Here is a 17,596-nt window from a genome sequence, read left to right on the forward strand (position 1 = left end):
ATGGTACAACAAGAATCAAGATTAAAAGTAGCTGATAACACCGGAGCAAAAGAAGTATTAACAATACGTGTTCTAGGTGGTACTAAAAGAAGATATGCTTCTATTGGGGATAAAATAGTAGTGTCTGTAAAAGACGCTACTCCTAATGGAAACATTAAAAAAGGAGCAGTTTCAACAGCAGTTGTTGTTCGTACTAAAAAAGAAGTAAGACGTCCAGATGGATCTTACATCAGATTTGACGACAATGCTTGTGTACTTTTAAATCCGCAAGGAGAAATGAGAGGAACACGTGTTTTTGGACCAGTTGCTAGAGAACTTCGTGATAAATCATTCATGAAAATTGTATCATTGGCACCAGAAGTGCTTTAATTGATAAAGAAGATGACAAAGCTTAAAATAAAATCAGGAGATACAGTAAAAGTACTTGCAGGAGATCACAAAGGGTCAGAAGGTAAAGTAGTTAAAGTATTAATTGATAAGAACAAAGCCATCGTAGAAGGTGTGAACATGGTTAAGAAACATACTAAACCAAGTGCACAAAGCCCTCAAGGTGGAATCGTAGAAAAAGAAGCGCCAATTCATATTTCTAACCTATCTTTGTTAACCTCAAAAGGGGAAACTACAAGAATAGGAATGAAAATTGAAGGTGACAAAAAAGTAAGATTTTCAAAAAAATCTAATGAAGTAATATAGTTATGGCTTATATTCCAAGATTAAAACAAGAGTACAAGGACAAAATAGTTTCTGCTCTTACAGACGAATTTGGTTATAAAAATATAATGCAAGTTCCACAACTGACTAAGATAGTAATATCTAAAGGTGTTGGTGCAGCAGTTTCAGACAAGAAGTTAATTGATCATGCAATTGATGAAGTAACAAAAATTTCTGGTCAAAAAGCTGTAGCTACATTATCTAAAAAGGATGTTGCAACTTTTAAGTTACGTAAAGGAATGCCAATTGGTGTTCGTGTAACTTTAAGAGGTGAGCAAATGTATGAATTTTTAGACCGTTTAATTACTTCTGCTTTACCACGAGTAAGAGATTTTAGTGGTATCAAAGCTACTGGATTTGATGGAAGAGGAAACTACAATTTAGGAGTTACTGAACAAATCATTTTTCCAGAAATTGATATCGATAAGATTAATAAAATTTCAGGTATGGATATAACTTTTGTAACTACTGCAGCGACAGATAAGGAAGCAAAATCGTTATTAACAGAATTAGGATTACCTTTTAAAAAGAACTAAGTTATGGCTAAAGAATCAATGAAAGCCCGTGAGGTGAAAAGATCAAAAACAGTAGCTAAGTATGCAGAAAAACGTAAAGCTTTAAAAGAAGCTGGAGATTATGATGCATTACAAAAGTTACCAAAAAATGCTTCACCTATACGCCAACACAACCGTTGTAAATTAACAGGAAGACCAAAAGGTTACATGAGAACTTTTGGAGTTTCTCGTGTTACTTTTCGTGAAATGGCGAATCAAGGACTTATACCAGGTGTAAAGAAAGCATCTTGGTAAAAACAGATTACAAATTGGTTTGAAGTTTAGAAGGAATCGTTCCATTTTAAAAACCAAAACCGCAAATTAATAAATATGTATACAGATCCAATAGCGGATTACCTAACGAGAGTTAGAAATGCAGTAAAAGCTAACCACAGAGTGGTTGAAATACCTGCATCAAATCTTAAGAAAGAAATCACTAAAATATTATTCGATCAAGGATATATTTTAAGTTACAAATTCGATGATTCTTCAGTACAAGGAACTATTAAAATAGCTCTTAAATACAATAAAGAAACAAAAGAGTCTGTAATTAAGAAGATTCAGAGAATAAGTAAACCAGGTTTACGTAAATATGCAAGTTCTACCGAAATGCCAAGAATCCTTAACGGACTTGGAATTGCAATTGTTTCAACATCTCACGGGGTGTTAACAGGAAAACAAGCGCAAAGAGAAAATGTTGGTGGTGAGTTATTGTGTTACGTTTACTAATTTAAAGCAGAAAGAACATGTCAAGAATAGGTAATAACCCAGTAGCAATTCCGGAAGGAATTACATTAGAAGTTAAAGACAATGTAATTACTGTAAAAGGTAAATTAGGAGAATTAACTCAAGAATTTTCAGGAGTAGAAATTAAAGTAGAAGAAGGTAAAGCAATAGTATCTCGTGATTCTGATAAGAAAGACACAAGAGCTAAGCACGGACTTTATAGAGCTTTAATTAACAACATGATTGAAGGTGTTTCTAAAGGTTGGACTAAAGAATTAGAATTGGTAGGAGTAGGTTATAGAGCTTCAAACCAAGGACAAAAATTAGATTTAGCTTTAGGATTTTCTCACAATATTGTTTTGGACATCGCTCCAGAAGTAAAAGTTGAGACTATCTCAGAAAAAGGTAAAAATCCAATCATTAAATTAACTTCTCACGATAAACAATTAGTAGGACAAGTTGCTGCTAAAATCCGTGGTTTTAGAAGACCAGAACCTTATAAAGGAAAAGGAGTTAAGTTTGTAGGAGAAGTATTAAGAAGAAAAGCAGGTAAATCAGCTTAATAGAGTAGTTATGGCATTGACAAAGAATCAAAAAAGATTAAGAATCAAAAGCAGAATTCGTAAAGTAGTTTCAGGAACTGAATCTAGACCACGTTTAGCTGTTTTTAGAAGTAATAAAGAAATTTATGCTCAAGTTGTAGATGATGTAACTGGTAAGACTATCAGTGCTGCTTCTTCAAGAGATAAAGATATTAGTTCAGCAACAGGTACTAAAACAGAAAAAGCAACCTTAGTAGGGAAAGCTGTCGCTGAAAGAGCACTTAAAGCAGGAGTAGAAACTATCTCTTTTGATAGAGGTGGATACCAGTATCACGGAAGAGTAAAATCATTAGCTGAAGGAGCTAGAGTAGCAGGACTTAAATTCTAAGAAATTATGTATCAAAAATATAAAAACGCAGAATTAGTTAAACCAAGTGGATTAGATCTTAAAGATCGTTTAGTTGGGGTACAGAGAGTTACAAAAGTAACAAAAGGAGGTAGAGCTTTCGGATTTTCAGCTATTGTAGTAATAGGAGATGAAGCAGGAGTTGTAGGACATGGTTTAGGGAAATCTAAAGATGTTGCAACAGCAATCGCTAAATCTATCGAAGACGCTAAGAAAAACTTAGTAAGAATTCCTATCATTAAAGGAACTTTACCACATGAACAAAAAGGTAAGTTTGGTGGAGCTAGAGTAAATATCATTCCTGCAGCACCTGGTACAGGAGTTATTGCTGGGGGTGCTGTAAGAACAGTACTTGAGGCAGTAGGAGTACATGATGTATTATCTAAGTCTCAAGGATCTTCAAATCCTCACAACGTTGTAAAAGCAACTTTTGATGCTTTATTACAATTAAGAGATGCAGCAACTATAGCTAAGGACAGAGGTATTTCATTACAAAAAGTATTTAACGGCTAAACTATAGGATGATGGCAAAGATTAAAGTAAAAAAAGTAAAAAGCGCAATCAACCGTACTAAAAGACAAAAGCTAACATTAGAAGCTTTAGGTTTAAAGAAAATCGGTCAGGTTGTTGAGCATGATGCCACTCCAAGTATCCTTGGTATGGTAAATAAAGTTAAACATTTAGTTTCTTTTGAAGAAACAAAATAATACAACATTAAGATGAACTTAAGTAATTTAAAACCAGCTGAAGGCTCAGTAAAAAATCAAGGAAAAAGAATAGGTAGAGGACAAGGTTCTGGAAAAGGTGGTACTGCAACACGTGGTCACAAAGGAGCAAAATCTCGTTCAGGTTATTCTAAAAAACTTGGTTTTGAAGGAGGGCAGATGCCACTTCAAAGACGTGTACCAAAATTTGGATTTACTAATATCAATAGAGTAGCATATCAAGGTGTAAACTTAGATGTAATACAACAATTGGTTGAGGACAAAAAAATAACAGACACTGTAAACTTTGAAACTCTTGTTTCTTTAGGTTTAGCTGGAAAAAACGAAGTAGTAAAAATACTAGGACGTGGAGAGTTAAAATCTAAATTAACAGTAACCGCTCATAAATTTACTGCTTCAGCAAAAGCTGCTATAGAAGCTGCAGGAGGAGAAGCTGTAACTTTATAAGACATAATTAGAGTATGAAATTTATAGACACTTTAAAAAATGTTTGGAAAATAACGGAACTAAAAGATCGAATCATGCTAACGCTTGGTTTGCTTTTAGTTTATCGTTTTGGTGCTCAAGTAGTACTTCCAGGTATTGATGCTAATCAACTAGGTGGATTAGCAGATAGTACAGGAGATGGACTACTTGGATTATTAAATGCCTTTACAGGTGGTGCATTTGCAAATGCATCTGTATTTGCATTAGGTATTATGCCATACATCTCTGCTTCAATTGTAGTACAGTTAATGGGAATAGCAATTCCTTACTTACAAAAACTACAAAAAGAAGGAGCGAGTGGACAAAAGAAGATCACTCAGATTACAAGATGGCTTACTATTGCAATATGTTTAGTACAAGCTCCAGGATATTTGGCAAGTTTACCTTCTTTAGGTATTCCTAAAGAAGCCTTTTTATTGGGTACTGGTGGATTGTTCTATTTTTCATCTGTAATTATCTTAGTAACAGGAACTGTATTTGCAATGTGGTTAGGAGAGAAAATAACAGACAAAGGAATTGGTAATGGTATTTCATTATTAATTATGGTTGGTATTATCGCTAAACTTCCGCAATCATTCTTACAAGAATATGCAGCAAGAGTTACACAATCTAACGGAGGTTTAATTATGATCTTAATTGAACTTGTAATTTGGTTACTAATCATACTAGCATCAATTATGCTTGTAATGGGAGTACGCCAAATAGCAGTACAATACGCAAGACGTACAGCTTCTGGAGGATATGAAAAAAATGTATTTGGTTCTAGACAATTTTTACCACTAAAGCTTAATGCTTCAGGAGTAATGCCTATTATCTTTGCTCAAGCAATTATGTTTGTGCCAAGTTTAGTAGGGAAGTCTTTAGGAACAGGTGAAGTTGGTACATGGATGCAAGCTCAGTTTTCTGATATGTTTGGATTTTGGTACAACTTTATATTTGCATTATTAATTATAATTTTTACATATTTCTATACTGCTATTACTGTTCCAACAAACAAAATGGCAGATGATTTAAAAAGAAGTGGTGGTTTTATTCCAGGTATTAGACCAGGAACAGAAACTTCAGAATATTTAGATAAAGTAATGTCTCAAATTACATTACCAGGTTCTATGTTTTTAGCTTTGATAGCTGTGTTCCCAGCAATTATTGTAAAACTTATGGAAGTACAAGCTGGATGGGCATTATTTTTTGGAGGTACATCACTGTTAATTATGGTAGGAGTTGCAATAGATACCATGCAACAAGTAAATTCTTACTTGTTGAATAAACACTATGATGGCTTGATGAAAACAGGTAAGAATCGTAAAGCTTCATCAGAGGCTTAAAAATTATACTATGGCAAAACAAGCAGCAATAGAACAAGATGGATCAATAATTGAAGCATTATCAAATGCAATGTTCCGTGTTGAATTAGAAAATGGTCATATTGTGACTGCACATATTTCAGGTAAAATGCGTATGCATTACATTAAATTGTTACCAGGAGATAAAGTGAAATTAGAAATGAGTCCTTATGATTTATCTAAGGCTAGAATAACTTATAGATACTAACAAGATGAAAGTAAGAGCATCAGTTAAAAAAAGAAGCGCAGATTGTAAATTAGTGCGCAGAAAAGGTAGACTTTACGTCATTAACAAAAAGAATCCTAGATTCAAACAAAGACAAGGGTAATTATGGCAAGAATTGCAGGTGTAGACATACCAAAAAACAAAAGAGGAGTAATCTCCCTAACTTATATCTATGGAATAGGTAAAAGTAGATCAGAAGAGATTTTAGCTACCGCTAAAGTTGACGAAAGTACAAAAGTACAAGATTGGACAGATGAACAAATAGGAAATATTCGTGATGCTGTTGGAACTTTTACAATTGAAGGTGAACTTCGTTCTGAAACTCAATTAAACATTAAACGTTTAATGGATATCGGATGTTACAGAGGAATCCGTCATAGAGTTGGTCTTCCATTAAGAGGTCAACGTACTAAAAACAACTCTCGTACGAGAAAAGGTAGAAGAAAAACTGTTGCTAACAAGAAAAAAGCAACTAAATAATAACTAGTATTTAGAATTTAGACGTTGGAAGGAATCTGTTTGAAATTATAATGGTTTAGGATTCTAACGACTATCAACTAATAACTGAAAACTATAGTAATATGGCAAAGTCAAGTACTAAAAAACGTAAAGTAATTGTTGATGCAATTGGAGAAGCGCACATCGCTGCATCTTTTAATAACATCATCATTTCTTTAACAAACAAAAAAGGTGACGTTATTTCATGGTCATCTGCTGGAAAAATGGGATTTAGAGGTTCTAAAAAGAACACTCCTTACGCTGCTCAATTAGCCGCTGAAGATGCTGCAGGTGTAGCAAAAGAAGCTGGATTAAAGAAAGTGAAAGTGTACGTAAAAGGTCCTGGAAATGGTAGAGAATCTGCAATCAGATCTTTACACAATGCAGGTATTGAAGTATCAGAAATCATTGATGTTACACCATTACCACATAATGGATGTAGACCTCCAAAAAGAAGAAGAGTATAATTTACATATTTTTTTTAAAAATTAATACCAACTGTTTATCGGTTGGTATTATTTTTTTATGTAAATTTGCGCACTGAAATAAATATTAACGAGTATCACCGAGAGATCAACGTTAAGTCGAAGGATAAGATTAAGACCTTAATTCACATAACACTCTCATTAACAAAATTTAAGAAATGGCAAGATATACTGGTCCTAAAACTAAAATAGCCCGAAAGTTCGGAGAAGCTATTTTTGGAGATGATAAAGCATTTGAAAGAAGAAATTATCCTCCAGGTCAACACGGTGCTAATAAACGTCGTGGTAAAAAATCTGAATACGCTGTCCAATTAATGGAAAAGCAAAAAGCTAAATATACTTACGGTATATTAGAAAAACAATTCAGAAACATGTTCAAGAAAGCAACAGCTTCTCAAGGAATTACAGGTGAAGTTTTACTTCAACTTTGTGAGTCTCGTTTAGATAATGTAGCTTTTAGAATGGGATTATCACCTTCTCGTAGTGGAGCAAGACAATTAGTATCTCACAGACATATTACAGTAAACGGAGAGATAGTAAATATCCCTTCTTACCAGTTAAAAGCTGGAGATGTAGTAGCAGTAAGAGAAAAATCTAAATCTTTAGAAGCAATCCAAACAGCATTATCTAATTCTAGTGATGTTTACGAATGGATTACTTGGAATAACGAAACTAAGCAAGGTACTTACGTAGCTGTTCCTGCTAGAGTTCAAATTCCAGAAAATATCAACGAACAATTTATCGTTGAACTTTACTCTAAATAATAAATAATCATATTGCTATTTAGCCAAAGGATTTATTAGTCTTCTTCATACTTATAAATCGCGCAACTAAATAACAATTAAAACGAAGACATATGGCAATATTAAATTTTCAGAAACCCGACAAAGTAATCATGATTGATTCAACTGAGTTTGAAGGGAAATTCGAATTTAGACCTTTAGAACCAGGTTATGGATTAACAGTAGGAAACGCTTTAAGAAGAGTATTATTATCTTCTTTAGAAGGATTCGCTATTACATCTATACGTGTTGAAGGTGTAGATCATGAATTCTCAACAATTGCGGGTGTAGTTGAAGACTTTACAGAAATTATTTTAAACTTAAAGCAAGTAAATTTCAAACGTCAAATAGACGAAATAGACAACGAATCAGTATCTATTTCTATATCAGGGCAAGAACAAATTACTGCTGGAGATTTCCAAAAGTTTATTTCAGGATTCCAAGTACTAAACAAAGATTTAGTAATTTGTAACTTAGATCCTAAAGTAACAATCAATATGGAAATGACTATTGAAAAAGGAAGAGGTTATGTTCCTGCTGAAGAAAATAAAAAAGCTTCTGCACCAATTGGAACAATCTTTACAGATTCAATTTACACGCCTATTAAGAATGTAAAATATAGTATTGAAAACTTCCGTGTTGAACAAAAAACAGATTACGAAAAATTAGTTTTCGAAATCCTTACGGACGGATCAATACATCCTAAAGATGCTTTAACTGAAGCTGCAAAAATATTAATTCACCACTTTATGTTATTCTCTGACGAGCGTATCACTTTAGAGGCTGATGAGATTGCTCAAACAGAAACTTATGATGAAGAATCTCTTCACATGAGACAACTATTGAAAACTAAATTAGTTGATATGGATCTTTCTGTTCGTGCTCTTAATTGCTTAAAAGCTGCAGAAGTTGATACTTTAGGAGACTTAGTATCATTCAATAAAAATGACTTAATGAAATTCAGAAATTTCGGTAAAAAATCTCTAACTGAACTAGAAGAACTAGTAAACGTTAAAGGTCTTAACTTTGGAATGGACTTAAGCAAGTATAAATTAGATAAAGATTAATTACTTCATAATTTGCTCCCTAATAATGGGTTAGAGCAAGATGAAGGTTTATAAATAAAGTCATGAGACACGGAAAAAAATTCAACCACTTAGGTAGACAAACAGCTCACAGAAAATCAATGTTAGCTAATATGGCTTGTTCTCTTATTGAGCACAAACGTATTAACACAACTGTTGCTAAAGCAAAAGCTTTAAAACAATTTGTTGAGCCTATGATTACAAAATCTAAAACTGATACTACACACAACAGACGTATTGTTATGGCTAAGCTAAGACAAAAAGATGTTGTTGCAGAATTATTTAGAGATGTAGCACCTAAGATTGGTGATCGTCCAGGAGGTTATACTCGTATTATCAAGTTAGGAAACAGACTTGGGGATAACGCTGATATGGCAATGATAGAATTAGTTGATTACAACGAAATCTACAATGCTGATAAACCTGCTAAGAAGAAAACGACTCGTAGAGGGAAGTCTAAAAAAGTAGATGCACCTGTTGTTGAAACTCCAGCAACTAACGAAGAAGAATAAATGTTAATAAGCATTTAATATAAAAAGGATAAACTATTTTAGTTTATCCTTTTTTTTATGCAATTTTGTGAAACTTTTTACACGCTATGAAATATAATAAAAGAGAAAAAGCCTTAATCTTATTATCTGATGGAACTATTTTTCACGGAAAATCAATAGGAAAAAAAGGTGCTGCATTTGGTGAAGTTTGTTTTAACACTGGAACAACAGGTTACCAAGAGATTTTTACAGATCCATCTTATTTTGGACAATTAATGGTAACTACCAATGCACATATTGGTAATTACGGAACACTTACTGAAGAAGTAGAATCTAATTCAGTTAAGATATCAGGTTTAATTTGTAAGAATTTTAGTTTTAATTATTCTCGTGCAGCCGCAGACGATTCATTAGAAAACTTTTTAGAAAAAAGTAATATTCTAGCTATTTCAGATGTCGATACAAGAGCTTTAGTAAGTTATATTAGAGATCATGGAGCTATGAATGCTGTTATTACTACTAATGTTGATGATATTGATGCTTTAAAAGCACAATTAGCAGATGTACCAAACATGAATGGGTTAGAGTTAGCCTCTCAAGTATCTACAAAGGAACCTTATTTTTATGGCGAGGAAAACGCGACGTATAAAATTGCTGCTTTAGATATTGGAATAAAAACTAACATCTTAAGAAACTTAGCAAAAAGAGATACCTACATAAAAGTATTCCCTTACAATTCTACTTTTGAAGAAATGAGCGCTTTCAATCCAGATGGTTATTTCTTATCAAACGGTCCTGGAGATCCAGAACCATTAGTAGAAGCTCAAGCCCTAGCAAAAGAAATTATTTCAAGAAATTTACCATTATTCGGAATCTGTTTAGGACATCAAGTTATCGCTTTAGCCAACGGAATTTCAACCTATAAAATGCATAATGGTCACAGAGGTATTAATCACCCAGTTAAAAACCTAATTACGGGTAAAGGTGAAATAACATCTCAAAATCACGGTTTTGCAATAAATAGAGAAGAAACTGAGCAACATGACGACATTCAAATTACTCATGTGCATTTAAATGACAACACAGTTGCAGGTATTAAAATGAAGAGTAAAAACTGTTTTTCAGTACAATATCATCCAGAAGCAAGTCCTGGACCTCACGATTCATCCTATCTATTTGATCAATTTATAGAAAATATTAAAAATAAGTAATACATAAACCTCAAGGAAATTAGATTTTCTTTGAGGTTTTTATTTTACGAAAACATTATCGTAAATATTAACTGCAATAATAGATGTGCAAATTCATTTTAGATTAACATTTTCGTAAATTTGTTACAATAACAATAAATTTAAATACAAACATATGAGCATTATAATTAACATTCATGCAAGACAAATTTTTGATTCACGTGGTAACCCAACAATTGAAGTTGACGTTGTAACTGAAAATGGTTTCATAGGAAGAGCTGCTGTACCATCTGGAGCATCTACTGGAGAACACGAAGCTGTAGAGTTACGTGACGGTGGAGATGCATACATGGGAAAAGGAGTTTTAACTGCTGTTGATAATGTAAATTCTATAATCGCTCAAGAATTATTAGGAACATCTGTTTTTGAACAAAACACTATCGATCAAATGATGATTGAATTAGATGGTACTCCTAACAAATCTAAATTAGGAGCTAATGCTATTTTAGGAGTGTCTTTAGCCGCAGCAAAAGCAGCAGCTAATGAATTAGGAATGCCATTATACAGATACGTAGGTGGTGTTTCAGCAAATACATTACCAGTACCAATGATGAATATCATCAATGGAGGTTCTCACTCAGATGCCCCTATCGCATTTCAAGAATTTATGGTAATGCCCGTAAAAGCTAAAAACTTTACACACGCCATGCAAATGGGAACTGAAATTTTTCACAACCTTAAAAAAGTATTACACGATAGAGGTTTAAGTACTGCTGTTGGTGACGAAGGTGGTTTTGCTCCAAACTTAGAAGGTGGAACAGAAGATGCGCTTGAAACTATTGCAAAAGCTGTAGATAATGCAGGTTACAAATTAGGTGACGATGTTATGATTGCTTTAGATTGTGCAGCTGCAGAATTTTTTGTAGATGGAAAATACGATTACACAAAATTTGAAGGCGAAACAGGAAAAGTTAGAACAAGCCACGAACAAGCTGATTATTTAGCTGAATTATCTCAAAAATATCCAATTATCTCTATTGAAGATGGTATGGATGAAAATGATTGGGAAGGTTGGAAATACTTAACTGAAAAAATTGGAGATAAAGTACAATTAGTAGGAGATGACTTATACGTAACTAACGTTGAGCGTTTATCTCGTGGTATTAATGAAGGTATCGCAAACTCAATTTTAATTAAAGTAAACCAAATTGGAACACTTACTGAAACTATTGCAGCTGTAAATATGGCACATAATGCAGGGTATACTTCAGTAATGTCTCACCGTTCTGGAGAAACAGAAGATAATACTATTGCAGACTTAGCAGTAGCATTAAACTGTGGACAGATCAAAACCGGTTCAGCTTCTCGTTCTGATAGAATGGCTAAGTACAACCAATTATTACGTATTGAAGAAGAATTAGGTGATGTTGCTTATTTTCCAAAAGAAAAAGCTTTCAAAATCAAATAAATCTATTTTTAGTTGATATAAACGCTTTTAATAGTCGTTATCACTAAAATTAAAGATCATATCGTGAATTTTATTTCACAACCTAAAAAGCGTCTTATATAAGACGCTTTTTTTGTGCCTCATTTTTAACAACTACTTAATATTGAATTCTAAAAATTGTCATTAAATATTAGTTTATTGTACACTATAATTTAAGCCATAAAAAACAAAATAGAGATGTGCTTTTAGCTAAATAAAACCTTGATAAAAAAGATTTTATTCAACAATCAATTTTAACTATGATAGAATTGTTAAAACCTTTGTTAAGATGCTTTAAAAATCGTGATATATTTTGTATTTTCGTGCAGTTGATTTAAGCAACAAATAATAAAAAATTTTTAATACAATATGTCAGATAAAGCTATACTAGAAATTAATGGGCAAAAACATGAGTTCCCTTTAGTAACGGGAACAGAAAATGAAGTTGCAATAGATATCAAAACCTTAAGAAGTGTTACCAATGGGGTAACAACTATAGATCCAGGTTACAAGAATACTGGAGCTTGTGAAAGCGCTATTACCTTCCTTGATGGAGAAAAAGGTATTTTAAGATACAGAGGATATTCTATTGAAGAGTTAGCCGAAAAAGCAGATTTCTTAGAAGTAGCATACTTATTGATTTTTGGTGAATTACCAACTCAAACTGAATTAGATAAATTTCACTCAGATATAAAGAAACATTCTGTTGTTGATGACGAGATTAAGAAAATCGTAGATGCTTTTCCTAAGACTGCTCACCCAATGGGAGTTTTATCTTCATTAACAAGTGCATTAACTGCTTTTAATCCTACATCTGTAAATGTAGATTCAGAAGAAGATATGTATAATGCAATTGTAACTTTACTTGGTAAATTCCCTGTATTAGTTGCTTGGACAATGCGTAAACAAAAAGGATTACCTTTAGATTACGGTGATAACTCATTAGGTTACGTTGAAAACGTATTAAAAATGATGTTTGGAAAACCAAATGAAGAGTACAAAATGAACTCTGTATTAGTTAACGCTCTTGATAAATTATTAATATTACACGCAGATCACGAACAAAATTGTTCTACATCTACTGTGCGTATCGTAGGATCATCTCACGCTGGATTATTCGCTTCTATTTCTGCAGGAATTTCTGCACTTTGGGGACCACTTCACGGTGGAGCTAACCAAGCTGTTTTAGAAATGCTTGAAGCTATTAAAGAAGATGGTGGAGATACTAAAAAATACATGGGTAAAGCTAAGGATAAAGAAGATCCTTTCCGTTTAATGGGATTTGGTCACAGAGTTTACAAAAACTTCGATCCTCGTGCTAAAATTATTAAAGTTGCAGCCGATGAAGTTTTAAGTGAATTAGGAATTGAAGATCCAATTTTAGACGTTGCAAAAGGTTTAGAAAAAGAAGCTTTAGAAGACGATTACTTCGTAAAACGTAAATTATATCCAAATGTAGATTTCTACTCTGGAATTATTTATAGAGGTATGGATATTCCTGTTGAAATGTTTACAGTTATGTTTGCATTAGGACGTTTACCAGGATGGATTGCTCAATGGAGAGAAATGCGTTTACGTAAAGAACCTATTGGTCGTCCAAGACAGATTTATACAGGTGAAACTTTAAGATCTTTTAAGACTATCGATAATAGATAATATTTATACATCATATACAAAAGCTTCATAATTTTAATGTTATGGAGCTTTTGTCTTTTAATCCAATATATGCTAAAACTTAACGTTACCAACGAAACATCAAGACTTAGAGCTGTTGTTTTAGGAACAGCCGAAAGTTGTGGACCAACTCCAAAACTAGAAGACGCTTACGATCCTAAATCTGCAATACATATTAAAGCCGGAACTTATCCTATAGAAACCGATATGGTTAATGAAATGGAAGCGGTTGCCAAGGTTTTTGAAAAATATGATATACAAGTATTTCGTCCGACAGTGATAAAAGACTACAATCAAATTTTTACAAGAGATATTGCTTTTGTAATTGATGATAAGATGGTTATTGCTAATATTCTTCCAGATAGAGATCAAGAAATTAATGCTATAAAGCATGTTTGGGAACAAGTTGATAAAGATAATTTAATCAAATTACCAGAAGAATGCCACGTTGAAGGTGGAGATGTTATGCCTTATGAAGATTATATTTTTATAGGAACTTACTCTGGTGAAAATTATTCAGATTTTATTACTGCACGTACTAATATGGACGCGGTAATTGCTTTGCAAGAACTTTTTCCTGAGAAAACAGTAAAGTCTTTTGAACTACGTAAATCTAATACTGAAGCTAAAGAAAACGCATTACATTTAGATTGTTGTTTTCAACCAATTGGAACCGATAAAGCGATTTTACATAAAAATGGTTTCCTTATTGAAAGTGAATACCAATGGTTAGTTGACTTTTTTGGTGAAGAAAATATTTTTGAAATCACCAAAGACGAAATGTATAACATGAATAGTAATGTATTTTCAATTTCTGAAGACGTTATTATTTCAGAAAAAAACTTCACACGATTAAACACTTGGTTACGCGAACAAGGTTTTACTGTTGAAGAAGTAGCTTACGCTGAAATTGCAAAACAAGAAGGTTTGTTGCGTTGTTCAACAATGCCATTAATAAGAGATTAAGACTAACGAATTTGTCTTAATCCCTCATAAATTATTATACTAACCGCATTAGATAAATTTAAACTTCTAATGTGGTTACTGTATAATGGAATTTTAAATAATTTCTCAGGATATTTTTCTGTAATCATTTTTGGTAATCCTTTTGATTCTTTCCCAAATACAAGAAACATATCATCTTCATACGTAATATCCCAATGTTCTTGTTGCCCATGGCTAGATAAAAACACCATGTTTGCATTAGAGTTTTTATTAAAAAAATCATCAATATTATCATAATAAATCACCTCTAGATGTTGCCAATAATCTAAACCGGCACGTTTTAAACGAGAGTCGGTAATTTCAAATCCAAAAGGTTTTACTAAGTGTAATTTTGATCCCGAAGCCAAAGCCAAACGGCCTATGTTTCCTGTGTTATTAGGTATTTCGGGTTCCATTAATACAATATTTAATGCCATTATTTTAGAATGTTTTTAGTGAAATCTGCAATGTTTTTTACACCATTTTTGGTAATATATTTTATAAATGCCGAACCAATAATTGCGCCTTTTGCGTAAGTAGTAGCTTGTGTAAAAGTAGCATTATCACTAATACCAAATCCTATAATTTGTGGGTTTTTAAGATTTAAATTAAAAATTCGTTTAAAATAATCCATTTGCGTACTTCCAAAACCAGATTGACTTCCTGTAACACTTGCGCTACTTACCATATATATAAACCCATTTGAGATACTATCAATAAAATGAATACGCTCGTTAGAAGTTTGTGGTGTAATTAAAAATACATTTGTCAATCCATATTTTTTAAAAATAGCTTTATAATTTTCGTTGTATACATCAACCGGTAAATCCGGAATAATTAACCCATCAATACCAACAGATTTACAAGTTTTACAAAACTCTTCAACACCATATTGTAGTATAGGATTGAAATATCCCATAATTATTAAAGGAATAGAAACGGTTTTCCTAACGTCTTTTAATTGTTTAAATAATACATCGGTAGTCATCCCATTTTGTAAAGCTTGTGTTGAACTTGCTTGAATTGTTGGTCCGTCGGCAAGTGGATCACTAAAAGGCAAACCAATTTCAATCATATCAACACCACTTTTTTCTAAATCTTCAATAATACTTACGGTATCATTAAGTGTAGGATATCCTGCTGTAAAATATATAGAGAGTAATTTTTTATCTGCGTTTAGTTTATCTTGAATTCTATTCATGTGTTTTGTTTTTTCAGAATTTTTAATTCTTTGGTTTTTGCGTTAAGGATTGAGGCATTGTTGAAGCTCCTCGCAGAGAGCGACTGCCGAAAGCCTGACGTTTTACGGTTTTGTAAGTAATTTTGAAGACTTACAGAAGTGTAAAACGTAACGCCATTATAATTTTACAGCTTAAAATAATTAATATAGGTGTTTAAATCTTTGTCGCCACGACCAGATAAACTCAACACCACAACATCGTCTGGTTTAAAAGTTTGCTCCTTAAAAATGGCTAAAGCGTGCGAGCTTTCAATGGCAGGAATAATACCTTCTAGTTGGCATAACTCCAGTCCTGCTTGCATAGCTTGCTCATCGGTGATAGACACAAATTGCGCACGACCAGATTTAAATAAATGTGCGTGCATTGGGCCAACTCCAGGATAATCTAGTCCTGCAGAAATAGAGTAGGGCTCGGTAATTTGCCCATCGTTAGTTTGCATTAACAAGGTTTTACTTCCGTGGATAATTCCTTCTTTACCAAGTGCTGAAGTTGCAGCACTTTCACCAGAATTTACGCCTAAACCTGCTGCTTCAACAGCAATAAGTTTTACGTTGGTATCTTCTAGAAAATGATAATAAGCACCGGCAGCATTACTTCCTCCACCAACGCAAGCAATCACATAATCTGGATTGGTTTTACCTTCGTGTTCTTGTAATTGCCATTTAATTTCTTCAGAAACTACCGATTGAAATTTAGCCACCATATCTGGATATGGATGTGGTCCAACGACACTTCCAATGATATAATGTGTATCCACAGGATTATTTATCCAATCTCTAATGGCTTCGTTTGTGGCATCTTTTAAGGTTTTACTTCCAGAAACAGCAGGAATTACTGTGGCACCAAGCATTTTCATACGTGCTACATTTGGAGCTTGACGCGCAATATCAATTTCGCCCATGTACACAATACATTCTAGTCCCATAAGCGCACAAACTGTAGCGGTTGCCACACCGTGTTGCCCTGCGCCAGTTTCTGCGATAATACGTTTTTTACCTAAACGTTGCGCCATTAAAATCTGACCAATAGTGTTATTGATTTTATGCGCACCCGTATGGTTTAAATCTTCGCGTTTAAGATAGATTTTGGTGTTATATTTTTGAGACAGACGTTTTGCGAAATATAAAGGTGACGGTCTCCCAACGTAATCTTTTAATAACTGATTAAACGCTTTTTGAAAATCGGGTTCAGCCATCACTTTTAGATAGTTTTGGCGTAATTCTTCTACATTAGGATATAGCATTTCTGGGATGTATGCACCTCCAAATTCGCCGTAGTATCCTTTTTCGTCTATATTATAGGTCATGATTATAGTTTTTTATCAAGTTTACCATCTGTTAGTCGTAAAACGTGTTGGTAAATTCTTGTAATGATTGTATATTTTTTAAGCCTGGTTCTATTTCAAATTTACTGTTTACATCAATAGCGTAACAGTAGGTTGAAGCTTCTGTTTTAAGGAAATCTTCTAGCTGTTTTATTTCGTTTACACCAATACCTCCGCTTAAAAAGTAAGGTTTTGTTGATGGATATTTTGTTAAGGTATTCCAGTTAAACGTGTACCCATTTCCTCCGGGAAGTTTGCCTTTGGTATCAAATAAATAATAATCGCAAATGGTTTCAAAAGGTTGTAATACCGAAAAATTAAAGTCATCTTTTATTGAAAATACTTTAATGATTTCTACCTGTAATCTGTGTAAACTTTTGCAGAATTCTGGAGTTTCATTACCGTGTAATTGTACTGCTTTTAAGCCATAAGTTTGTACTTGTTGTGTAATAAATGCTAATGTTGCGTTTACAAATACACCTGTTTTTTTGATGTGTTCTGAAATTTCAGGAATTGAATTTTCAAAGAAACGTGCAGATTTTTCATAGAAAATGAAACCTAAATAATCGGGATTTAAGCTCGCCACATCAGTGATGTTGTTGGTGTATTTCATACCGCAGATTTTTAGTTTCATCAT

General features: G+C 33.1%; 26 protein-coding genes. 22 read left to right on the top strand and 4 right to left on the bottom strand.

The genetic code is table 11. The features are described from left to right. The 22 genes from rplN (at position 1) to ACU4C5_RS09110 (ending at position 14,376) form a co-directional block, all read left to right on the top strand. Complete coding sequence (gene rplN, locus ACU4C5_RS09005) at positions 1-369, top strand: 50S ribosomal protein L14 (protein ID WP_446843873.1); 369 nt, start codon at positions 1-3, stop codon at positions 367-369. 12 nt (positions 370-381) lie between these two features. Continuing rightward, positions 382-693: a 50S ribosomal protein L24 gene (gene rplX / locus ACU4C5_RS09010; RefSeq protein ID WP_446843874.1), complete on the top strand. Its 312-nt coding sequence runs from the start codon at positions 382-384 to the stop codon at positions 691-693. Between the two features lie 2 nt (positions 694-695). Beyond that, a complete protein-coding gene (gene rplE / locus ACU4C5_RS09015; protein WP_446843875.1) occupies positions 696-1,247 on the top strand; it encodes a 50S ribosomal protein L5 in 552 nt (183 codons plus the stop codon). A gap of 3 nt (positions 1,248-1,250) precedes the next feature. After that, on the top strand, positions 1,251-1,520 hold the full coding sequence (gene rpsN, locus ACU4C5_RS09020; RefSeq protein WP_446843876.1) for a 30S ribosomal protein S14: 270 nt from the start codon (positions 1,251-1,253) through the stop codon (positions 1,518-1,520). A gap of 75 nt (positions 1,521-1,595) precedes the next feature. Next, positions 1,596-1,994: a 30S ribosomal protein S8 gene (rpsH, locus tag ACU4C5_RS09025; RefSeq protein WP_446843877.1), complete on the top strand. Its 399-nt coding sequence runs from the start codon at positions 1,596-1,598 to the stop codon at positions 1,992-1,994. Positions 1,995-2,011: 17 nt separating this feature from the next. After that, the gene (gene rplF, locus ACU4C5_RS09030; protein ID WP_446843878.1) at positions 2,012-2,554 is read left to right on the top strand and encodes a 50S ribosomal protein L6; all 543 of its coding nucleotides are present in this window, start codon (positions 2,012-2,014) and stop codon (positions 2,552-2,554) included. Positions 2,555-2,564: 10 nt separating this feature from the next. Continuing rightward, complete coding sequence (gene rplR, locus ACU4C5_RS09035; protein WP_446843880.1) at positions 2,565-2,921, top strand: 50S ribosomal protein L18; 357 nt, start codon at positions 2,565-2,567, stop codon at positions 2,919-2,921. A gap of 6 nt (positions 2,922-2,927) precedes the next feature. Beyond that, positions 2,928-3,452: a 30S ribosomal protein S5 gene (rpsE, locus tag ACU4C5_RS09040; protein WP_446843881.1), complete on the top strand. Its 525-nt coding sequence runs from the start codon at positions 2,928-2,930 to the stop codon at positions 3,450-3,452. Positions 3,453-3,463: 11 nt separating this feature from the next. After that, a complete protein-coding gene (gene rpmD, locus ACU4C5_RS09045) occupies positions 3,464-3,646 on the top strand; it encodes a 50S ribosomal protein L30 (protein WP_446843883.1) in 183 nt (60 codons plus the stop codon). Between the two features lie 12 nt (positions 3,647-3,658). Next, on the top strand, positions 3,659-4,111 hold the full coding sequence (gene rplO, locus ACU4C5_RS09050) for a 50S ribosomal protein L15 (RefSeq protein WP_446843884.1): 453 nt from the start codon (positions 3,659-3,661) through the stop codon (positions 4,109-4,111). Between the two features lie 14 nt (positions 4,112-4,125). Further along, positions 4,126-5,475, top strand: a complete 1,350-nt coding sequence (gene secY / locus ACU4C5_RS09055) for a preprotein translocase subunit SecY (RefSeq protein WP_446843885.1) — start codon at positions 4,126-4,128, stop codon at positions 5,473-5,475. A gap of 10 nt (positions 5,476-5,485) precedes the next feature. Continuing rightward, the gene (gene infA, locus ACU4C5_RS09060; protein ID WP_027126052.1) at positions 5,486-5,701 is read left to right on the top strand and encodes a translation initiation factor IF-1; all 216 of its coding nucleotides are present in this window, start codon (positions 5,486-5,488) and stop codon (positions 5,699-5,701) included. 4 nt (positions 5,702-5,705) lie between these two features. Beyond that, positions 5,706-5,822, top strand: coding sequence for a type B 50S ribosomal protein L36 (gene ykgO, locus ACU4C5_RS09065; RefSeq protein ID WP_008269159.1), 117 nt, complete (start codon positions 5,706-5,708; stop codon positions 5,820-5,822). 2 nt (positions 5,823-5,824) lie between these two features. Continuing rightward, complete coding sequence (gene rpsM / locus ACU4C5_RS09070; RefSeq protein ID WP_446843887.1) at positions 5,825-6,199, top strand: 30S ribosomal protein S13; 375 nt, start codon at positions 5,825-5,827, stop codon at positions 6,197-6,199. A 101-nt stretch (positions 6,200-6,300) separates the two neighbouring features. Next, complete coding sequence (gene rpsK, locus ACU4C5_RS09075) at positions 6,301-6,684, top strand: 30S ribosomal protein S11 (RefSeq protein WP_446843888.1); 384 nt, start codon at positions 6,301-6,303, stop codon at positions 6,682-6,684. A 176-nt stretch (positions 6,685-6,860) separates the two neighbouring features. Then, positions 6,861-7,466, top strand: a complete 606-nt coding sequence (gene rpsD / locus ACU4C5_RS09080; protein WP_446843889.1) for a 30S ribosomal protein S4 — start codon at positions 6,861-6,863, stop codon at positions 7,464-7,466. Positions 7,467-7,558: 92 nt separating this feature from the next. Then, the gene (locus ACU4C5_RS09085; RefSeq protein WP_446843890.1) at positions 7,559-8,551 is read left to right on the top strand and encodes a DNA-directed RNA polymerase subunit alpha; all 993 of its coding nucleotides are present in this window, start codon (positions 7,559-7,561) and stop codon (positions 8,549-8,551) included. Between the two features lie 62 nt (positions 8,552-8,613). After that, complete coding sequence (rplQ, locus tag ACU4C5_RS09090; RefSeq protein WP_446843891.1) at positions 8,614-9,081, top strand: 50S ribosomal protein L17; 468 nt, start codon at positions 8,614-8,616, stop codon at positions 9,079-9,081. 86 nt (positions 9,082-9,167) lie between these two features. Then, positions 9,168-10,271, top strand: a complete 1,104-nt coding sequence (gene carA, locus ACU4C5_RS09095; RefSeq protein WP_446843892.1) for a glutamine-hydrolyzing carbamoyl-phosphate synthase small subunit — start codon at positions 9,168-9,170, stop codon at positions 10,269-10,271. A gap of 154 nt (positions 10,272-10,425) precedes the next feature. After that, complete coding sequence (gene eno, locus ACU4C5_RS09100; protein ID WP_446843894.1) at positions 10,426-11,718, top strand: phosphopyruvate hydratase; 1,293 nt, start codon at positions 10,426-10,428, stop codon at positions 11,716-11,718. 387 nt (positions 11,719-12,105) lie between these two features. Continuing rightward, positions 12,106-13,392 carry a citrate synthase gene (locus ACU4C5_RS09105; RefSeq protein WP_446843895.1) on the top strand — a complete coding sequence of 429 codons (1,287 nt, stop codon included), beginning with the start codon at positions 12,106-12,108 and terminating at the stop codon, positions 13,390-13,392. 69 nt (positions 13,393-13,461) lie between these two features. Next, positions 13,462-14,376, top strand: coding sequence for a dimethylarginine dimethylaminohydrolase family protein (locus ACU4C5_RS09110; RefSeq protein ID WP_446843897.1), 915 nt, complete (start codon positions 13,462-13,464; stop codon positions 14,374-14,376). Between the two features lie 2 nt (positions 14,377-14,378). Here ACU4C5_RS09110 and ACU4C5_RS09115 read toward each other — a convergent pair whose 3' ends face one another. The 4 genes from ACU4C5_RS09115 to ACU4C5_RS09130 form a co-directional block, all read right to left on the bottom strand. Further along, positions 14,379-14,831: a tRNA (cytidine(34)-2'-O)-methyltransferase gene (locus ACU4C5_RS09115; protein ID WP_446843898.1), complete on the bottom strand. Its 453-nt coding sequence runs from the start codon at positions 14,829-14,831 to the stop codon at positions 14,379-14,381. Further along, a complete protein-coding gene (trpA, locus tag ACU4C5_RS09120; protein WP_446843899.1) occupies positions 14,831-15,595 on the bottom strand; it encodes a tryptophan synthase subunit alpha in 765 nt (254 codons plus the stop codon). Before trpA ends, ACU4C5_RS09115 begins: the two co-directional genes overlap by 1 nt. A gap of 164 nt (positions 15,596-15,759) precedes the next feature. Next, positions 15,760-16,941 (bottom strand): tryptophan synthase subunit beta, encoded by a 1,182-nt coding sequence (gene trpB, locus ACU4C5_RS09125; RefSeq protein ID WP_446843900.1) that lies wholly within the window; start codon positions 16,939-16,941, stop codon positions 15,760-15,762. 31 nt (positions 16,942-16,972) lie between these two features. Then, positions 16,973-17,593, bottom strand: coding sequence for a phosphoribosylanthranilate isomerase (locus tag ACU4C5_RS09130; protein ID WP_446846444.1), 621 nt, complete (start codon positions 17,591-17,593; stop codon positions 16,973-16,975). Positions 17,594-17,596 lie beyond the last annotated feature (3 nt).

It is taken from the genome of Lacinutrix undariae (assembly GCF_052934785.1).

Coding starts and splice junctions, on each gene's coding strand:
- rplN (WP_446843873.1), top strand. CDS start 1: ATGGTACAACAAGAATCAAGATTAAAAGTAGCTGATAACACCGGAGCA.
- rplX (WP_446843874.1), top strand. CDS start 382: ATGACAAAGCTTAAAATAAAATCAGGAGATACAGTAAAAGTACTTGCA.
- rplE (WP_446843875.1), top strand. CDS start 696: ATGGCTTATATTCCAAGATTAAAACAAGAGTACAAGGACAAAATAGTT.
- rpsN (WP_446843876.1), top strand. CDS start 1,251: ATGGCTAAAGAATCAATGAAAGCCCGTGAGGTGAAAAGATCAAAAACA.
- rpsH (WP_446843877.1), top strand. CDS start 1,596: ATGTATACAGATCCAATAGCGGATTACCTAACGAGAGTTAGAAATGCA.
- rplF (WP_446843878.1), top strand. CDS start 2,012: ATGTCAAGAATAGGTAATAACCCAGTAGCAATTCCGGAAGGAATTACA.
- rplR (WP_446843880.1), top strand. CDS start 2,565: ATGGCATTGACAAAGAATCAAAAAAGATTAAGAATCAAAAGCAGAATT.
- rpsE (WP_446843881.1), top strand. CDS start 2,928: ATGTATCAAAAATATAAAAACGCAGAATTAGTTAAACCAAGTGGATTA.
- rpmD (WP_446843883.1), top strand. CDS start 3,464: ATGGCAAAGATTAAAGTAAAAAAAGTAAAAAGCGCAATCAACCGTACT.
- rplO (WP_446843884.1), top strand. CDS start 3,659: ATGAACTTAAGTAATTTAAAACCAGCTGAAGGCTCAGTAAAAAATCAA.
- secY (WP_446843885.1), top strand. CDS start 4,126: ATGAAATTTATAGACACTTTAAAAAATGTTTGGAAAATAACGGAACTA.
- infA (WP_027126052.1), top strand. CDS start 5,486: ATGGCAAAACAAGCAGCAATAGAACAAGATGGATCAATAATTGAAGCA.
- ykgO (WP_008269159.1), top strand. CDS start 5,706: ATGAAAGTAAGAGCATCAGTTAAAAAAAGAAGCGCAGATTGTAAATTA.
- rpsM (WP_446843887.1), top strand. CDS start 5,825: ATGGCAAGAATTGCAGGTGTAGACATACCAAAAAACAAAAGAGGAGTA.
- rpsK (WP_446843888.1), top strand. CDS start 6,301: ATGGCAAAGTCAAGTACTAAAAAACGTAAAGTAATTGTTGATGCAATT.
- rpsD (WP_446843889.1), top strand. CDS start 6,861: ATGGCAAGATATACTGGTCCTAAAACTAAAATAGCCCGAAAGTTCGGA.
- ACU4C5_RS09085 (WP_446843890.1), top strand. CDS start 7,559: ATGGCAATATTAAATTTTCAGAAACCCGACAAAGTAATCATGATTGAT.
- rplQ (WP_446843891.1), top strand. CDS start 8,614: ATGAGACACGGAAAAAAATTCAACCACTTAGGTAGACAAACAGCTCAC.
- carA (WP_446843892.1), top strand. CDS start 9,168: ATGAAATATAATAAAAGAGAAAAAGCCTTAATCTTATTATCTGATGGA.
- eno (WP_446843894.1), top strand. CDS start 10,426: ATGAGCATTATAATTAACATTCATGCAAGACAAATTTTTGATTCACGT.
- ACU4C5_RS09105 (WP_446843895.1), top strand. CDS start 12,106: ATGTCAGATAAAGCTATACTAGAAATTAATGGGCAAAAACATGAGTTC.
- ACU4C5_RS09110 (WP_446843897.1), top strand. CDS start 13,462: ATGCTAAAACTTAACGTTACCAACGAAACATCAAGACTTAGAGCTGTT.
- ACU4C5_RS09115 (WP_446843898.1), bottom strand. CDS start 14,831: ATGGCATTAAATATTGTATTAATGGAACCCGAAATACCTAATAACACA.
- trpA (WP_446843899.1), bottom strand. CDS start 15,595: ATGAATAGAATTCAAGATAAACTAAACGCAGATAAAAAATTACTCTCT.
- trpB (WP_446843900.1), bottom strand. CDS start 16,941: ATGACCTATAATATAGACGAAAAAGGATACTACGGCGAATTTGGAGGT.
- ACU4C5_RS09130 (WP_446846444.1), bottom strand. CDS start 17,593: ATGAAACTAAAAATCTGCGGTATGAAATACACCAACAACATCACTGAT.